Here is a 15,234-nt window from a genome sequence, read left to right as displayed (position 1 = left end):
TCTCCTCTCGCAGATTTCCTCGGGCGTTGCTCACAGCACTGCGGGACGCGGGTATGGCCACGGGTTCGCCGTACAGGTCTCGGGGGTGTCCGGGTACACCTCGGCGGGGTCCAAGGCGTGCAGCTGGGCGTTGTTCAGGCTCAGGGTTTGCTGCATCATGATTGGCGCGAGCGCGCCGTCCGTGGGGCAGGCCACGTGATCAGCGAACCCGATCGCGTGACCGACCTCGTGGTTGATCACGTACTGGCGGTATCTTCCTAGATCCCCCTCGTAGGGCGCGGCACCCCGCACCCACCGAGACTCGTTGACCACCACCGTGCTCTCCCCCGTGATCGTCGTGCGACAGCTGACTTCGAGGCCCAACTCGCCCCCGCAGAGTTCGCGTGTCGTCCCCACCGACGTCAGTTGGATGTGCAGATTCGGGTTGTCGTTGCCCGTCACACGTTCAAAGCGGAAACGCGGGTCATGGATCCACCCGCGCGGATCCGCAAAGGTCGCGTCTACCAGCGCGGCAAGGGCATCATCCCCGCCGTACGCCGACGCGTTGATACCGTTTTCCACCTCAACGACGTACCGGATCACGGTCTCCGACCCCGTGCCAGCCACCGCGCCCGGCCGGCCTACCTCGCGGTAGCTCCCCTCGCCTTGCTCTGTGTAGGCCCCTCCCGGGGGCAGCTCGAGCAGGCTCGGGTTGCCCTCGGGGAGAACAGCGGGTTCGCTTTCTCCGCTTCCCGACGTCTTTGCTTGCGTAACTTCCGCAGCACCGACCTGGACGGCTTGCTCTCCTGGGTTCCTCACCATGTCCACGATGACGAACAGCGTGACCACCGCGAGAACGGGAATGGCGTAGGCGCGCCAACCGTAGTCGCGGGCAAAACGGACGAGGAACGGTTCCGAACCGTGGCCGTGGTGATCCTGCGGGGGCGACGACGTCATGGGGGAATCTGGCCTAGCCGACGAAGCCGACGGCCCGAGCGGTGGAGTTACCCACCTCGACGTAGGAGATCCGCTCAGTACGGATGACGAACTTCCGGCCCTTGTCATCCACCAGAGTGACAGTCGGTCGCCCGGCCTCGATGGCCGCCGACACCTCAGCGACGATGTCTTCCTGCTTCTCGCCACTAGAGATAACGAGCTCGCGCGGGCTTTCGGCAAGGCCGATCTTGACGTCCATAAACACTGTCCTTAGCTGAACTTTTTCATTGAACCTGCAGTTTAAGCTGTAGTTGAACAGGGCACCGACGACGGTTACCACTGCCACCGAGCAGCGCTAGGCCCATTGTAACGACCGGTGGTTAAGATGGGCGCGTGCCCCATTCTGTCGACTCCGCCCCCACGTTCGCCGAGCTTGGTGTCGCCGCGGAAATCGTGGACGCGCTTGCCCAGGCCGGAATTACCCGGACTTTCGCGATCCAAGAGCTGGCTATCCCACTGGCGCTCAGCGGGAGGGACCTGATCGGCCAGGCTCGCACCGGGATGGGCAAAACGTTTGGCTTCGGAGTGCCCCTGCTGGACCGGGTCTTCGATGACGCCGACATCGCCGAACTCGACGGAACGCCCCGGGCGCTAGTTATTGTCCCCACCCGCGAGCTGGCGGTTCAGGTGGGTGACGACCTGACGATGGCAGCACGGCACACGCCGATCCGGGTGACAACGATTTACGGCGGGCGCCCCTATGAGGACCAGGTGGCGGCGCTGGGCGAGGGCGTCGACGTTGTCGTCGGCACCCCAGGCCGCCTCATTGACCTTTACGAGCGCGGGGATCTCACATTAAGTGCCGTTGCCATCCTCGTTCTCGACGAGGCCGACGAGATGCTGGACATGGGGTTCCTGCCGGACATTCAAAAGCTCTGGTCTGCTCTCCCCTCTTCGCCCGCTCCCCTCCAGTCCATGCTGTTTTCAGCGACGATGCCCGGGCCGATTCTCACCTTGGCGCGCACCCTCATGCGGCGCCCGGTCAACATCCGCGCCGAGTCGGGGGACGCAGCGGCAACCCACGCCACGACGAACCAAGTCGTGTTCCGCTCCCACAGAATGGACAAGCTTGAGGTCACCGCCCGCGTCCTCCAAGCGACGGGCCGCGGGCGCACTATCATCTTCGCCCGCACCAAACGGACCGCCGCCGACGTCGCACAAGACCTGGGTCAGCGCGGATTTTCAATCGGCTCGGTGCACGGCGACATGAGCCAAGAAGCGCGAGAGCGTTCGCTAGACGCTTTTCGACGCGGCGCGGTCGACATCCTCGTAGCGACCGACGTAGCCGCCCGCGGGATCGACGTCGACGACGTCACGCACGTTATCAATTTCCAGACGCCGGACGACCCCATGACCTACGTCCACCGCATCGGGCGCACCGGGCGCGCGGGACGGACGGGTACCGCCGTCACCCTGGTCGGGTTCGACGAAACCAGGAAGTGGGCGGCCATCAACGACGAGCTGGGCCTGGGGATGGCTGAACCCCCGGAGTGGTTTTCCACCTCGCCGGAGCTCTACGATGCCCTTTCGATCCCCACCGGCGCGTCGGGTTCTGTCGGCCCGGCCCGCGCGGTGCTCGGTTCGCCCGCCCGGAAGGCCCGGAAGCGGTAATGCCCCGAACGAGCTCCCTCGCGCCTTCCCGAGCACCCCGCACTGCGACTTCTCCCCTGCGCCGCACGCGTGGGGACATCATCGCGGCCTTTGTTCTCGCTGCCATCTCCGCCGTTGCTGTCGCATCCGCCATCGCCAGCGCGCCCATTCGCAGCGCGCACCTGGCTGCGGGGCCGGGTGTCGACGAGCCCGCCGCGAGCGCGACCGCCGCGGCGCCCGCCGCGTTGGCCGAGTCCTTCCGCCTGCCCGATACCTCCCCCTCCCTCGCCCCGGTCATCGCCGGCGGCAGGATTATCACTTACGCAGGTAAGACCCTCACCGCCACAACGCCGGAGGGAGACACCGCGTGGACCTACACCCGAGACGTCGAGTTATGTTCCCTGGGACAGGCCTGGGGCAAAGTGATCGCGGTGTACCGGAACAACGCCGGCTGCGGGGACGTGGTGGCCATTAATGCCTCCACCGGGGCGTATGCCGGAACCCGTTCCGCCGTCGCGCCCGATGACGTCGCAGCGTTAGCCTCTAACGACCGAGTGGGATATTCGAGCCCCTCTCGAGTGGAGGTGTGGCGCTCCGATCTCGTCCGGACGGTGGAATACGGTGCCGTTGAAGCCCCGCAGGAGGCGGGGATGCAGCCCAATCAGTGTGCGATCACCTCCGCCCTGACCCGCACGGACCTCCTCGCCGTGACCGAGACCTGCGACGACGGCGCCCATCTGCGCCTCCAGTCCACTACACCGGATGATTCCCGCAAGCCCGAGATCGAGGCCAGCGTCGACCTGTCCCCTTCCGCGTACCTCGTCGCTGTGGGCCAAGAGGCGGCGGCCGTCTACGACCCCGACTCCGGCATGGTGCTCTCCTTCGGTGAGGACGGAGCTTCCTTGGCGACGTCCCCAGTGCCCGACCTCGGCCCCCGCCCTGCGGCGACCGTCGCCCTGAACGTCGCCGATCTGCCCCACCACATGACGTACGAAGCCAATGGCCACCTCATACTTTTCAACCCCACCACCCTGGGCGTGGAGTCGGTCATGGACGGGGTGCGCGGCACCGGGTTCTCCGCAGAGGGCCAGCTTGTCGTGCCGGTCGACGGGGGCCTGTCGGTGGCAGACGAGGTCAACGTCGGAGCTGCGGCGACGCGTCTTATTCCGGTCGACCGTGGCGGATACAAGGGCCCAGTTAGCGCGCGCGGGCTGGGCGCGGTGGTCGTCGAAAAGCGAGGCGAAGACGTCGTTGTCCTTGCCCCGCTCTCTGCCCAGTAGTCACTCGCCCCTGCGGCCGTAGGTCGCTGCCGCGTAGCGGACGGACGCGGGGTGGAAGATGGTAAACAGGACGGCTGCGGCAGAGATCAAGGTGACCACGCCTAGGGCGATTGCTCCCCCGCTAAACATGTAAAACGCAACGCCGAGGAGGATCGCCTCGATCAGCACTACGGCCCCGCGCCCGGTGGGCCGGCCAGCCGCAGTGCGGGCGGAGACAAAGGCGATAAACCCGAACACGATGATGAGGAACGCTGCGGTCCCCGCACCGACGAACCCCGTCGCGGAAGATTCCGACTCGAGGCTGGCGTCCGAAACCCCCCGAACATCCGCCACGATGAGCGCTATCGCGTAGATGAACACGGCCGCGCATTGGGCGAGGGTCACCCAGGCGCCGACTTTGAGGAGGCCAGGCGGCGACGCGGGCGCAGGCGACGTGTGGTCTGGGGACGCGGAGGGGTCGTGTCGGGTAGTCACGCCGATTAGTTTATGTCCCGCCTGTCACGAGGGATTGTTTATCCTGTTGACGCGCGGGTTAACGTCGTTCAGTGACTGGAGCTCAGGTCAGGGCGAGCTGACATCTTCCTAGGGACGCGCAGGCGATTTGACCGATCGCCGTTCGGACCTCCTCACAGCGACCACACATTTACACAGGTCACAGAGCCGTGCAGGCTGAAAAACCACGAAAGACGGCACCATGGCCAGGATTAAATGCGCTCGTGGAGTATGAGATACATCACTTTTGATGGTCAACCCCTAGCGCCGTCGCGGCATACGTGCCATCATTCTCGGGTAGCAAAAAAGACGGTCTGGTAACACGGACCTTAACCCGCGGCCACCACAGGGTTAACAGCAGGAAACGGAAGCCGGATCCTCCACGGATCACCGCCCATCGCCTGTGCAACACACTTTGCGTTGTTCTTCACCTCGTTCCGGGGTGTTCTCTTGGTGCGCCAGCGCAACGAACGACTGAACCGATGAAGGAGAAGTGACCATGGATTGGCGCCACGAAGCTGTTTGCCGCGACGAAGACCCCGAACTGTTCTTTCCGGTCGGTAACTCCGGCCCCGCTCTTTCCCAGATTGCCCAGGCCAAGCTCGTGTGCAATCGCTGCCCTGTTACCTCCCAGTGCCTGAAGTGGGCGCTTGAAACCGGTCAGGATGCCGGCGTCTGGGGTGGCTTGTCTGAAGAGGAACGCCGCGCGCTGAAGCGCCGCACGAAGCAGCGCGCACGTCACCGCGCCCGCCTCTCCGCGTAGAGCCCGATTTCTTCGGCCCCGGCGCGGGCCATTACAGTGTCTGTGAGTGTCCGAGCTGCTGTCACGGCGCCCGGCGAGATCATCTCCACTCCACCGGCCTCCTGCCGGGGTGGGTGGCAGAAAACTATAAAGCCTTAAAACAAGGAGAACACCATGAGCAAGCGTGGACGCAAGCGCAAGGACCGTCGCAAGAAGGGCTCCAACCACGGAAAGCGGCCCAACGCTTAAGAGCCTGACTTAGGCCCCCCTCGCAGCCCGCGGGACATCGTCGCCGGGCGGAGGGGGGCTTTGCGCTTCCTACTGGCCGTAGCGCAACTCGGTGAGTGTCACGCGCGTGACCGTCGTGATCGACGCAATAATGCGTTGCCGCAGAGGCTCGGGGGCCTGCGCTTCGCCGCAGCACCTGCGCACGATCCCGCGCACCTCTTGCTCGGATCGAAACCGCTCGAAACACGCAGGACACGCCGCGATGACTGCGCGGATCTCAGCCGCGCGCTCGGGGCTCGTGTGAGAATCCAACAGCTCACACATCAGCTCTTGCGCGTCGTGACAGTCAGGGCAGCCCGGCATGCCGCCGGGGGTCTCTCCAGTGCCCATCGCTTAGCTCTCCTTGCTATCCGCCCGGTCGACGCCGATGCCTTGCTCGTTTGCCACGTCCTTCAACATCTCGCGGAGCTGTTTTCTTCCCCGGTGCAGCCTGGACATGACCGTGCCAAGCGGAATGTCCATCACTTCCGCGATTTCCTTGTACGCCAACCCTTCGACATCGGCGTAGTAGACAACCATCCGGTAGTCCTCGTTGAGCGCGTTGAGCGCATCGGAAATACGCGAGTTGGGAAGGTTTTTCAACGCCTCAACCTCGGCGGATTCCAGGCCCGTCGAATCGTGGGAGCTCGACGTATACAGCTGATAATCCGTAACACCTTCCGCGGAGGTCTCTACCGGGCGCCGCTGCTTCTTGCGGTACGTGTTGATGTAGGTGTTTGTCATGATCCGGTACAGCCACGCCTTGAGGTTCGTGCCCTGCTTGTAACTGCCGAAAGCGTTGAAGGCCTTGAGGTACGTCTCCTGCACAAGGTCTTCCGCGTCCTGAGGGTTGCGTGTCATCCGCAAAGCGCCGCCGTAGAGCTGGTCGAGCAGCGGCATCGCCTCCTCAGTGAAGCGCTCGCGCAGGTCTGTGTCGGCCATGTCACCATTCTAGGCCACGGCCGGGGACGGGTTTGGAAAGATAGGCACCATGGCACGCAGAACCCGGGCACTGGAGGCCCTCGCGGACACACCGCACGAGGTCCTCACCTACACCCCCAGTCAGGACCACTTCGGGGAGCATTCCACCCACGAGCTGCAGATCAGCCCCCATGAAGTACTAAAGACGCTCGTCGTCGCCGGGCCCGGCACCGAACTCGCCCTGTGTTGCGTGCCCGTGGCAACACGACTGAGTCTGAAGCACGCGGCGCAGGCCCTCGGATGGAAGCGGGCGGAAATGTCGGACCCGGCGCGCGCGCAACGCGCCACCGGGTACGTCGTGGGAGGGATCTCGCCGCTGGGCACCGCGACCCAGCTGCGCACGCTTCTCGACGCCTCAATCGCCGACCTCGACACCGTCACGGTCTCTGCGGGCCAACGCGGCCTCTCCGTACAACTCGCACCGGGCGACCTCGCTGCCCTCACCGGGGCTCAGTTCGCCGACATCAGCTCCGGGTAGTCGTTGCGTACGTTGCCCACCTCGGGTGCGGCGGGCCGGGCCACGAGGTCGGGGGCCACGCGCGAAGGGGCCACGAGCGCGAGCGCGTCCTCAGGGCTGCCGTGAACCCACTGCTCGACCTCGTCGGGGGCGAGGAACAGCGGCAGCCGGTGGTGTAGCCATTCCGTTGTCTCGGGCGCGGCTGTGGTGAGCATGGTCGTCGACAAGCAATCGAGCCCGGTATCCCACAAGGCCGCCGCGTACAACAACCCCTCGCTCAGCGCGACGTAGTACGGCTGCTTGGCCGCGCCCTCCCGCTTCCATTCGTAGTAGCCATCGAGGACCATGAGGCCCCGCCGGGACGCGAACGCCGACCGAAACGACGGCTTGTCCGCTACCGTCTCACTCCGAGCGTTAAACAGGGGCGGGCCGGAATCGTCCTTCTTCCATGTCGGCAGGAGCCCCCACCGGGCGGCATCGAGCTGCGCACCGGGGGCGGCGTCGGCGAAGCGGATCAGCGGCACCTGCTGGGTGGGTGCGATGTTGTAGCGGGCCGGCGGGGTGCCGTCGGGGGTCGCGAGCGGGGACGCGCCGGGCAGTCGACCGATCTCGTCGATAAGGTCCTGGCCCGAGGTAAACAACACGAATCGCCCGCACATAGGTCCATTATGATTGATTCCATGACTGACTGGTCGGCGCCATTTGCCTCCGCACCCATCACGCACACCCAGGTCGTGCCTGGGTCGAAGTCGATGACGAACCGCGCGTACATCCTCGCGGCTCTTGGCAACGGCCCCTCCACAGTCAGCGGCGCCTTGCGTTCGCGCGACACGGACCTGATGCGCGCCGCCCTGGAATCGATGGGCACTCAGTTCAGCGACGGTGCCGACGGCACCATCCACATCCGCCCCGCAGCTCTCCACTCCGCCGAGATCAACTGCGGGCTGGCGGGGACCGTCATGCGTTTCGTGCCGCCTGTCGCGGCCTTCGCGGAGGGCCCCGTGCTTTTCGACGGCGACGCGCAGGCCCGCACCCGACCCATGAGCACCATCCTCGATGCTCTGCGCGCGGTGGGCGTCGACGTGTCCGGAGATCGCCTTCCCTTTACCGTGCGCGGTGCGGGCCACGCCGAGGGTGGGCTCGTGGCGCTGGACGCCTCGGGGTCCTCCCAGTTTGTTTCCGGGCTCTTACTCGCCGCTCCCCGCTTCGCGCGCGGCCTGACGGTGCGACACACCGGGGCGACTTTGCCGTCCATGCCCCACATCGAGATGACGGTGGCCATGCTCGCCCACGCCGGGGTGAGCGTCACCGCTGGTGACAACACGTGGTCCGTCGACCCGCAACCGATCGGCGGGAGAGCGTGGGCGATCGAGCCGGACCTGTCGAATGCAACGCCGTTCCTCGCCGCCGCCGCTGTCACCGGCGGGTTCGTCCGCGTGCCCAACTGGCCAGTCGCGACGACCCAGCCCGGAGACGTCATCCGCGACATCCTGGGCCGGATGGGCTGCGAGGTCGTTCTGCGTGCCAGCGGTTCCACGCACGACCTCGAGGTACGCGGCGCACAGCGCGGGACGCTGCGCGGTATCCGCATCGACATGGGTGACATCGGCGAGCTCGCTCCGACAGTGGCGGCCCTTGCGACCCACGCGACAACGCCCTCCGAGCTGACGGGCATCGCCCACCTCCGCGGCCACGAGACCGACAGGCTGGGGGCGCTGACGGCGGAGATCAACCGGTTGGGCGGCAACTGCGAGGAGCTCCGCGACGGCCTGCGCATCCATCCCGCCCCGTTGCACGGGGGCACGTGGCGGACCTACGCCGACCACCGGATGGCCACAGCCGGCGCGATCATCGGCCTGACCACGCGCGACGTAAAGGTGGAAAACGTGGCCACGACAGCCAAGACCCTTCCCGGTTTCGCTGAGATGTGGGCCGACATGGTCGCTGACGGAACGGGGGCGTAGGACGCGTGGCGCGGCGGTTTAGTGACTACGACGAATCCGATGTTCGCGTCCGCCCCGGTAAGGGTTCGCGCCCGCGGAGCAAGGACCGCCCCAGCCACGAAGACGCGCTGCCGGGAATGGTGATCACTAAAGACCGCGGCAGGTGGGGGGTTGTTCTCGACGGCCCGGGAACCGTCGTCCCCTGCATGCGGGCCCGCGAGCTCAAACGCGTATCCGTCGAGGTCGGCGACCGCGTCGGGGTTGTCGGGGACACCTCGGGGCGGGAGGGCACGCTGGCGCGCATCGTCAAGCGCGAGGAACGCACGTCCGTCTTGCGGCGCACCGCCGACGACACGGACCCCTACGAGCGCATCCTCGTGGCTAATGCCGAGCTGCTTCTCATCGTTGTCGCCGTGGCTGACCCCCCGCCCCGCACCGGCTTTGTAGAACGCGCCCTCATCGCCGCCTTCGCAGGTGGGGTGACGCCCGTCGTGTGCCTGACCAAGTCCGACCTAGCCGACACGGCGGTCTTCCGCGCGGAGCTCGCCGACCTCGACGCCGAGGTCCTCGACGTCGGTATCGACGACCGCATCGAGGGCCTGGAAGACACGATCCGCGGCCGGCTGAGCGCGCTCATCGGGCACTCTGGGGTGGGCAAGTCGACGCTGGTCAACAGGCTAGTTCCAGACGCGAACCGGGAGACAGGCGAGGTATCTGGCGTCGGCAAGGGGCGCCACACCTCGACGCAGTCGGTCGCTTTCGCCATTCCAGGCGGCGGCTGGGTCATTGACACCCCCGGGATCCGCTCCTTCGGTCTTGCCCACGTGTCGACCGCCGAGGTTGTGCAGGCCTTCCCCGACCTCGAAGATGCTGCCGAGGACTGCCCACGGGGCTGCACCCACCTCGGGCCACCGGCCGACCCAGAGTGCGCGTGGGACCGGCTCGACCCAGACTCAGCGACCGGGCGCCGCGCCCGCGCCGTCCGCATCCTCCTCGAGTCGCTGAGCAGCAACAACGAGTGGGAGCTAAAGCATCTCGAGGACGAGCGCTAGCTCGCTCGGGTCGTAGAAGGCCATGTAGTTGTCCTGCGCATCACCGACCGCCAGCTCCGCGTCCTCATCTCCAAGCTCGGCCGCGTCGATGTTGTCAATCGCCCGCCTCGTCGCATCCTCGGCCTCGGCGACATCGACGTGGATCGCGGCGACGTCGTCAAGAGCGATGGGCCCAGCGAGCTTGACGACGGCCTCCCCCATGTCCGGGTGACCTACCGCTTCCTCGACATCCGCAGAGACGACCGCGCGGCGGTACGGAAAATCCTCCTCCCCACCGGCCGTGAGCAGGCGGATAGAGGTGCGCGACGCCTCGTCGAACGCAATGGCCTCGAGCTCCTCGGTGTCTCCGTCGGTGAAGAAAGCCTCCAGCTCGGGCGTGACGGCGAAGGCCCAGCCGTTTCGTGCGTGGAGCACCCCGCTGTCCCCCAGGGAGACGAGCATGCTGAAGGTGGCAGGGACGTACACCCGCACTAGAACTCGCCCTCGATATCAAACAGGGACTGGATTTCCACTGCGGTGCGTTCGAACGCGGTGTGCAGGATGCCGACCATTCCGAACTCGACGGCGGCGCGAACGTTAAAAATGTCATCGTCGATAACGACGCACTCCGCCAGCGGGGCGGCCACGGCATCCGCCGCGGCTTGGAAAGCTGCGCGGTCCGGCTTTTCCACCCCCGCTTCTCCGGACAGAACCACGGCATCGACATCGCCCCGGAACTCCCACTCGCGAATCTGCTCGGCTTCCTCCCCCTCGCCCGACGCATTGGACAAAATGGCCGTCGAAATACCCTGCTGCTTCACCGCCTGAATGAGGTTGCTCCAGCGCTGGCGCTCTTCCGGGTCGAGGTCGAGGACCCCCGCGTAGTCAATGATCAGTGCCTGCATGCGCTGTCGACTCCCTTTCTCGTGCCTACTAAAGTGTGCGCCGACGGAAGGGGGCGCAGCCTGCAATCGTGCCACAATACTACCTACCCCGCCCTCCGGCTTGTTGGCTCGCTGCCCGCATCTCGCCGCATTCAGAGAAAGAGGAGTCGTGTACTACCCCGTTCCCGGTTGCACCCACCTGAAGGTCGTGGTGCCTAGGCTCGCCCCGGAGGTCGCAGCCCCGCCTCGCCGGCCCCGCCCCGTGCACCGCGCGCCTCGGGTGTCCCCCCTCGTTCGGGCCGCGCTGGAGGCGTCATTCGGACTGCGGGAGGCCGCAACCCTCGACGGCGAGCTCTACGGAATGGGGGTACGCAGCCACGTGAGCGCGCGCCGCCGCGCCTCCCGCCCGTCAGCCAAAGAACCCGTACGTGTCCTGACGTGCCACGCGCGCGAGAGCGGGGAGATCTTCGGCTCCGTTCAAGCCGGTACTCGCCGCTTCGGCTACGCCGCCCGCATCAAGGACGGGAAACTCGTGTCCTTCAAAGTGCTTTAAGCGGGCTGCTGCTCAAACTGCTTGCGCACCAAGAAGAGCTGCCGCACCGTCTCCTCCTGGATCGCCTCGTTCATCGCGCGGAACATGTCTCCGCCCTCTTTCTGGTATTCGACCAGGGGATCGCGCTGCGCCATCGCACGCAAGCCGATGCCCTCCTTGAGGTAGTCCATCTCATAGAGGTGCTCGCGCCACTTCGTGTCGATGATCGGCAAAATCACCATCCGCTCGACGGTGCGCATCTGCTGCTCACCGCCAACCTCGACGACCTTTGCTTCGAGCGTGTCATACTGCTCCAACGCGTCGTCGATGAACGCTTGGCGCAGCTGGCCCGCGGAGATTTCGCCGGGCCGGCCGTACGTATCGCCGTCGACAAGTTCCTGCGGTGTCACCGACGGGCCGTAGAGCGAATCGAGCGCGGAGGACAGCTCGTCTAAGTCCCAGTCCTCGACGTAGCCCTCGCTGGTGGCACCGTCGACGTAGGCCCCGACGGTATCGGCGATCATGCGGCGGATCTGGTCCTTGATGTCTTTCGCGTCAAGGATCTCCTGGCGCTCGCGGTAGACCACCTTGCGCTGCTCGTTGAGCACCTCGTCGTACTTGAGCACGTTCTTGCGCATTTCGAAGTTCTGGTTCTCCACCTGCGTCTGCGCACCCTTGATCGCGTTGGACACCATCTTCGCCTCGATGGGTACATCGTCGGGGACGTTGAGCCGGTTCATCATGTTTTCCATGGTCTGGCCCACAAAACGAACCATGAGGTCATCGCGCATGGACAGATAGAAGCGGGTTTCCCCGGGGTCCCCCTGACGCCCGGATCGTCCGCGCAGCTGGTTGTCGATGCGACGCGACTCGTGGCGCTCCGTACCCAGGACGTAGAGGCCACCGCTGTCCCGGACTTGATCGCCCAGTTCCTTCGAGCGCTCCTTCGCCTTCGGCAGCTGCTCGTCCCACGCCTGTTGGTACCGCTCCTCGTCTTCGAAGGGGTCGAGCCCCTGCTCTTTCAGGCGAGCGTCAAGCAACACTTCGGGGTTGCCGCCGAGGACGATGTCGGTGCCGCGGCCCGCCATGTTGGTGGACACGGTGACCTTGCCCGGCAAGCCCGCCTCGGCGATGATACGACCCTCTTCTTCGTGGTGCTTCGCGTTGAGGACGTTGTGCTTGACACCCTTGCGCGTGAGCAGCTGGGAGAGGTATTCCGAACGCTCCACGGAGGTCGTGCCCACCAACACCGGCTGGCCGTTGGCCACGTGCTCTGCAATATCGTCCGCAACGGCGGCGAACTTCGCCTCTTGGGTCTTGTACACCAGGTCCTCACGGTCGGTGCGCTGGTTCGGCTTGTTCGGCGGGATAGCCACGACATCGAGGCCATAGATCTGGTGCAGCTCCGCGGCCTCGGTCTCGGCCGTGCCGGTCATGCCCGCTAACTTCTCGTAAAGGCGGAAGTAGTTTTGCAGCGTGACGGTGGCCAGCGTCTGGTTCTCGTTTTTGATTTCGACGTTTTCTTTCGCCTCGATCGCCTGGTGCATTCCCTCGTTGTACCGGCGGCCAGGCAGAACACGGCCCGTGAAAGAGTCGACGATGAGGACCTCACCCTGGCGGATGATGTAGTCCTTGTCGCGCTCGAACAGCTCCTTCGCCTTCAGGGCGTTGTTGAGGTAGCTCACCAACGGAGAGTGTTCCGAGGCGTACAGGTTGTCGATGCCGAGCTGGTCTTCGACGAACTCAACGCCCTCTTCGCTCACGCCGACCGTGCGCTTGCGCTTGTCCACCTCGTAGTGAATGCCCTCCCGCATCCGCGGCGCGAGCTGGGCGAAAACGGTGAAGAACTGGCTCGAACCGTCAACGGGGCCCGAGATAATAAGCGGGGTGCGCGCCTCGTCGATAAGAATGGAGTCAACCTCGTCCACGATGGCGTAATTGTGCCCGCGCTGCACCATCTCCTCGGTCGAGCGAGCCATGTTGTCGCGCAGGTAGTCAAAGCCGAACTCGTTGTTCGTACCGTACGTGATCGCGGCTGCGTAGGCCTTCTTTCGCTCCGGCGGGCGCATCTCCGAGAGGATGACTCCGACGTCGAGGCCGAGGAAGTGGTGCACGCGGCCCATCATTTCGGCGTCGCGCTTTGCCAAGTAGTCGTTGACCGTGACGATGTGCACGCCCTTGCCCGTCAACCCGTTGAGGTACGCGGGAAGGACCGACGTCAGCGTCTTGCCCTCGCCCGTCTTCATCTCCGCGACGGACCCGAAGTGTAAAGCAGCGGCACCCATAATCTGAACGCGGTAGTGCTTCTGGCCGAGCACTCGCCACGCTGCCTCGCGGGCGGTGGCGAAGGCGTCGATAAGCAGATCGTCCGGATGTGCCCCCTCATCGAGCTGCTGTATAAACTCCGCCGTTTTCGCCTTGAGCTCCGCGTCGCTCAAGGCCGCGTATTCGTCCTCGAGCTCCAGCACCTGGTCTGCGATCTTCCCCAGACGCTTGACGGTGCGACCTTCTCCGGCGCGAAGCAGCTTCGACAGTCCAAACACGTGAGTTTCGTCCTTCGTTCGGTCCAATTCAACGAGTACTAGCCGGCAGTGGACCAGCGCTAGTCACTATCAACCGGTCATTGTACGCAGGCAACGGCCGCCCGACGCACGCCGGGCGACCGTTGGAGTTCCTGTGAAAGCGACGGGCTTACTCGCCGTCGGCCAAAGAGATCAGACCGTAGTCAAACGCGTGCCGACGGTACACCACCGATGGGCGCGAGGTCTCCTCGTCGATAAAGAGGTAGAAATCGTGGCCCACCAGCTCCATCTCGGACAGGGCGTCGTCGACACTCATCGGGGTGGCAGGGTGCTCCTTGCGGCGCACGATCTGCCCGGGCTGTAGGTCGTCGAACTGGCCCGCGAACGGATCGACCTCAAAATCTCCGGCCGATGTCGAACGCGCCTCCCGCGCCTCCGCTTCCAGCTCGGCCGCCACCTGGCCGGTCGACTTCGGCGCGCGGTGCCCGGAGCGCGAGATCTCGCGGCGCACCTTCACCTTGCGCAGGGAGCGTTCCAACTTGCCTACGGCTGATTCCAACGCGGCGTAGAAGCTATCCTCCTTCGCCTCAGCGCGGGCGAGGTGTCCCTTACCGGTTGCGGTGATTTGCAGGCGCTGCGCCTGCGCTTCCCGGCGGGGGTTCGGCTCATGCTGCAGCTCAACGTGAAAGAAAGTTAGGGTGGGGTCGAGCTTTTCAATCTTCGCCAGCTTCGCGTTCACGCGCTCTTGGAAGTGCTCGGGGACCTCGACGTTTCGGCCAGTGATGGTCACCTGAGCGGCGGGGCTCAGGACGTCGTTATTCTCTGCAGAGGTCATCTGCTTCCTCCCTCGACTAGTGGAAATCGGTCCACCTCCACTATACAAGTGGTCATAACCAATAGGGGCGGATTGACCCTTCCTCAGGCCGCGCACAGGGCCACGCAAGCCGCCACTTCTCCCCCAGAGGCAAGAAGCTTCTCGACGCTCGCCTGCAACGTCGCCCCCGTAGTAACGACATCGTCGACGACCACGACGCAGCGTGTCGGCACCCCGCGTATCCGCACCGCGCCCGAGAGGTTTGCCCGCCGCTGCTCCGCACCAAGCTGGGCCTGGTCGGCCACGCGGTCGTCGAGGCTGAGCACGGAGTACGTCGGCCGCAACGTCGCCCGGCACACCGCCTCAACCGGGTCGCCGCCCCGGGCCCGTGCCGAGGCCGCGCGCGTCGGTGCGGGCACAAGCCCCGCGCCGGGGGGAAGCTCGCCCCGCGCCTCCAGGTAATCCAGACCCGCCGCAAGCACCGCCCCGACGTGGCGGCGCACCGCGAGGTTGCGCTTTTCCTTCATGGCCAGAACCACCCCCCGATGCGCCCCCGCATACGGACCGAAGGCAAAGACGGGAACGTGCGGGTTGGTGCCAGGAAACACGCGCGCGGGAGGAGTGGCTAACTCCTCCCGGCAGCGCGCACACAGCACGGCCCCCGCGGCTTTGCACCCCGCGCAGTGGCGGGGAAACAGTAGCTCGCCAACCCCCGCCTCCATGC

Annotated in this window: 19 protein-coding genes; 8 read left to right on the top strand and 11 right to left on the bottom strand. The window is 65.5% G+C overall.

Features of this window, described 5'->3' with window-relative positions:
* Positions 1-30 precede the first annotated feature (30 nt).
* Both CAPI_RS02385 and CAPI_RS02380 read right to left on the bottom strand, forming a co-directional pair.
* Complete coding sequence (locus tag CAPI_RS02385; protein ID WP_018017683.1) at positions 31-936, bottom strand: DUF3152 domain-containing protein; 906 nt, start codon at positions 934-936, stop codon at positions 31-33.
* Positions 937-949: 13 nt separating this feature from the next.
* Positions 950-1,174, bottom strand: coding sequence for a DUF3107 domain-containing protein (locus CAPI_RS02380; protein ID WP_018017682.1), 225 nt, complete (start codon positions 1,172-1,174; stop codon positions 950-952).
* Positions 1,175-1,308: 134 nt separating this feature from the next.
* Between CAPI_RS02380 and CAPI_RS02375 the strand changes: the two genes are divergently transcribed.
* Both CAPI_RS02375 and CAPI_RS02370 read left to right on the top strand, forming a co-directional pair.
* A complete protein-coding gene (locus CAPI_RS02375) occupies positions 1,309-2,586 on the top strand; it encodes a DEAD/DEAH box helicase (RefSeq protein WP_018017681.1) in 1,278 nt (425 codons plus the stop codon).
* Positions 2,586-3,845 (top strand): Rv3212 family protein, encoded by a 1,260-nt coding sequence (locus CAPI_RS02370; RefSeq protein ID WP_018017680.1) that lies wholly within the window; start codon positions 2,586-2,588, stop codon positions 3,843-3,845. Before CAPI_RS02375 ends, CAPI_RS02370 begins: the two co-directional genes overlap by 1 nt.
* Here the strand turns inward: CAPI_RS02370 and CAPI_RS02365 are convergent, their stop codons facing one another.
* The gene (locus CAPI_RS02365) at positions 3,846-4,319 is read right to left on the bottom strand and encodes a hypothetical protein (protein WP_083893927.1); all 474 of its coding nucleotides are present in this window, start codon (positions 4,317-4,319) and stop codon (positions 3,846-3,848) included.
* Positions 4,320-4,836: 517 nt separating this feature from the next.
* Between CAPI_RS02365 and CAPI_RS02360 the strand changes: the two genes are divergently transcribed.
* Positions 4,837-5,100 (top strand): WhiB family transcriptional regulator, encoded by a 264-nt coding sequence (locus CAPI_RS02360; RefSeq protein ID WP_018017678.1) that lies wholly within the window; start codon positions 4,837-4,839, stop codon positions 5,098-5,100.
* 153 nt (positions 5,101-5,253) lie between these two features.
* Complete coding sequence (locus tag CAPI_RS09650; RefSeq protein ID WP_425393254.1) at positions 5,254-5,328, top strand: 50S ribosomal protein bL37; 75 nt, start codon at positions 5,254-5,256, stop codon at positions 5,326-5,328.
* Between the two features lie 69 nt (positions 5,329-5,397).
* On the opposite strand, the gene rsrA is transcribed toward CAPI_RS09650, so the two are convergent.
* Positions 5,398-5,697 (bottom strand): mycothiol system anti-sigma-R factor, encoded by a 300-nt coding sequence (gene rsrA / locus CAPI_RS02355; RefSeq protein WP_018017677.1) that lies wholly within the window; start codon positions 5,695-5,697, stop codon positions 5,398-5,400.
* A 3-nt stretch (positions 5,698-5,700) separates the two neighbouring features.
* A complete protein-coding gene (locus CAPI_RS02350; protein ID WP_018017676.1) occupies positions 5,701-6,288 on the bottom strand; it encodes a sigma-70 family RNA polymerase sigma factor in 588 nt (195 codons plus the stop codon).
* Positions 6,289-6,337: 49 nt separating this feature from the next.
* On the opposite strand from CAPI_RS02350, the gene CAPI_RS02345 reads away from it, so the two are divergent.
* Complete coding sequence (locus tag CAPI_RS02345; RefSeq protein ID WP_018017675.1) at positions 6,338-6,805, top strand: aminoacyl-tRNA deacylase; 468 nt, start codon at positions 6,338-6,340, stop codon at positions 6,803-6,805.
* Here CAPI_RS02345 and CAPI_RS02340 read toward each other — a convergent pair.
* Positions 6,778-7,443 (bottom strand): SOS response-associated peptidase, encoded by a 666-nt coding sequence (locus CAPI_RS02340; protein ID WP_018017674.1) that lies wholly within the window; start codon positions 7,441-7,443, stop codon positions 6,778-6,780. The two genes, CAPI_RS02345 and CAPI_RS02340, sit on opposite strands and share 28 nt — an antisense overlap.
* Positions 7,444-7,464: 21 nt before the next feature.
* Between CAPI_RS02340 and aroA the strand changes: the two genes are divergently transcribed.
* Together aroA and rsgA are read left to right on the top strand one after the other, a co-directional pair.
* On the top strand, positions 7,465-8,748 hold the full coding sequence (aroA, locus tag CAPI_RS02335) for a 3-phosphoshikimate 1-carboxyvinyltransferase (protein ID WP_245531634.1): 1,284 nt from the start codon (positions 7,465-7,467) through the stop codon (positions 8,746-8,748).
* 5 nt (positions 8,749-8,753) lie between these two features.
* A complete protein-coding gene (gene rsgA / locus CAPI_RS02330) occupies positions 8,754-9,779 on the top strand; it encodes a ribosome small subunit-dependent GTPase A (RefSeq protein ID WP_018017672.1) in 1,026 nt (341 codons plus the stop codon).
* Here the strand turns inward: rsgA and CAPI_RS02325 are convergent.
* Both CAPI_RS02325 and CAPI_RS02320 read right to left on the bottom strand, forming a co-directional pair.
* Positions 9,753-10,250, bottom strand: a complete 498-nt coding sequence (locus CAPI_RS02325; protein WP_018017671.1) for a DUF6912 family protein — start codon at positions 10,248-10,250, stop codon at positions 9,753-9,755. The genes rsgA and CAPI_RS02325 overlap by 27 nt on opposite strands.
* Positions 10,250-10,663 carry an HAD-IA family hydrolase gene (locus CAPI_RS02320; protein WP_018017670.1) on the bottom strand — a complete coding sequence of 138 codons (414 nt, stop codon included), beginning with the start codon at positions 10,661-10,663 and terminating at the stop codon, positions 10,250-10,252. The genes CAPI_RS02325 and CAPI_RS02320 overlap by 1 nt, the downstream gene beginning before the upstream one ends.
* Positions 10,664-10,811: 148 nt before the next feature.
* Between CAPI_RS02320 and CAPI_RS02315 the strand changes: the two genes are divergently transcribed.
* The gene (locus CAPI_RS02315) at positions 10,812-11,195 is read left to right on the top strand and encodes a hypothetical protein (protein ID WP_018017669.1); all 384 of its coding nucleotides are present in this window, start codon (positions 10,812-10,814) and stop codon (positions 11,193-11,195) included.
* Here CAPI_RS02315 and secA read toward each other — a convergent pair.
* The 3 genes from secA to CAPI_RS02300 all read right to left on the bottom strand — a co-directional run bounded on the left by secA (position 11,192) and on the right by CAPI_RS02300 (position 15,232).
* Complete coding sequence (gene secA, locus CAPI_RS02310; protein ID WP_018017668.1) at positions 11,192-13,717, bottom strand: preprotein translocase subunit SecA; 2,526 nt, start codon at positions 13,715-13,717, stop codon at positions 11,192-11,194. The genes CAPI_RS02315 and secA overlap by 4 nt on opposite strands.
* A 148-nt stretch (positions 13,718-13,865) precedes the next feature.
* Positions 13,866-14,531 (bottom strand): ribosome hibernation-promoting factor, HPF/YfiA family, encoded by a 666-nt coding sequence (hpf, locus tag CAPI_RS02305; RefSeq protein WP_018017667.1) that lies wholly within the window; start codon positions 14,529-14,531, stop codon positions 13,866-13,868.
* 83 nt (positions 14,532-14,614) lie between these two features.
* The gene (locus CAPI_RS02300) at positions 14,615-15,232 is read right to left on the bottom strand and encodes a ComF family protein (protein ID WP_018017666.1); all 618 of its coding nucleotides are present in this window, start codon (positions 15,230-15,232) and stop codon (positions 14,615-14,617) included.
* Positions 15,233-15,234: the final 2 nt, after the last annotated feature.

This window comes from Corynebacterium capitovis DSM 44611, assembly GCF_030440535.1.
Classification (GTDB): domain Bacteria; phylum Actinomycetota; class Actinomycetes; order Mycobacteriales; family Mycobacteriaceae; genus Corynebacterium; species Corynebacterium capitovis.
Note: the sequence above shows the minus strand (reverse complement) of the source record. Positions and strands in the feature narration are given on the sequence as shown.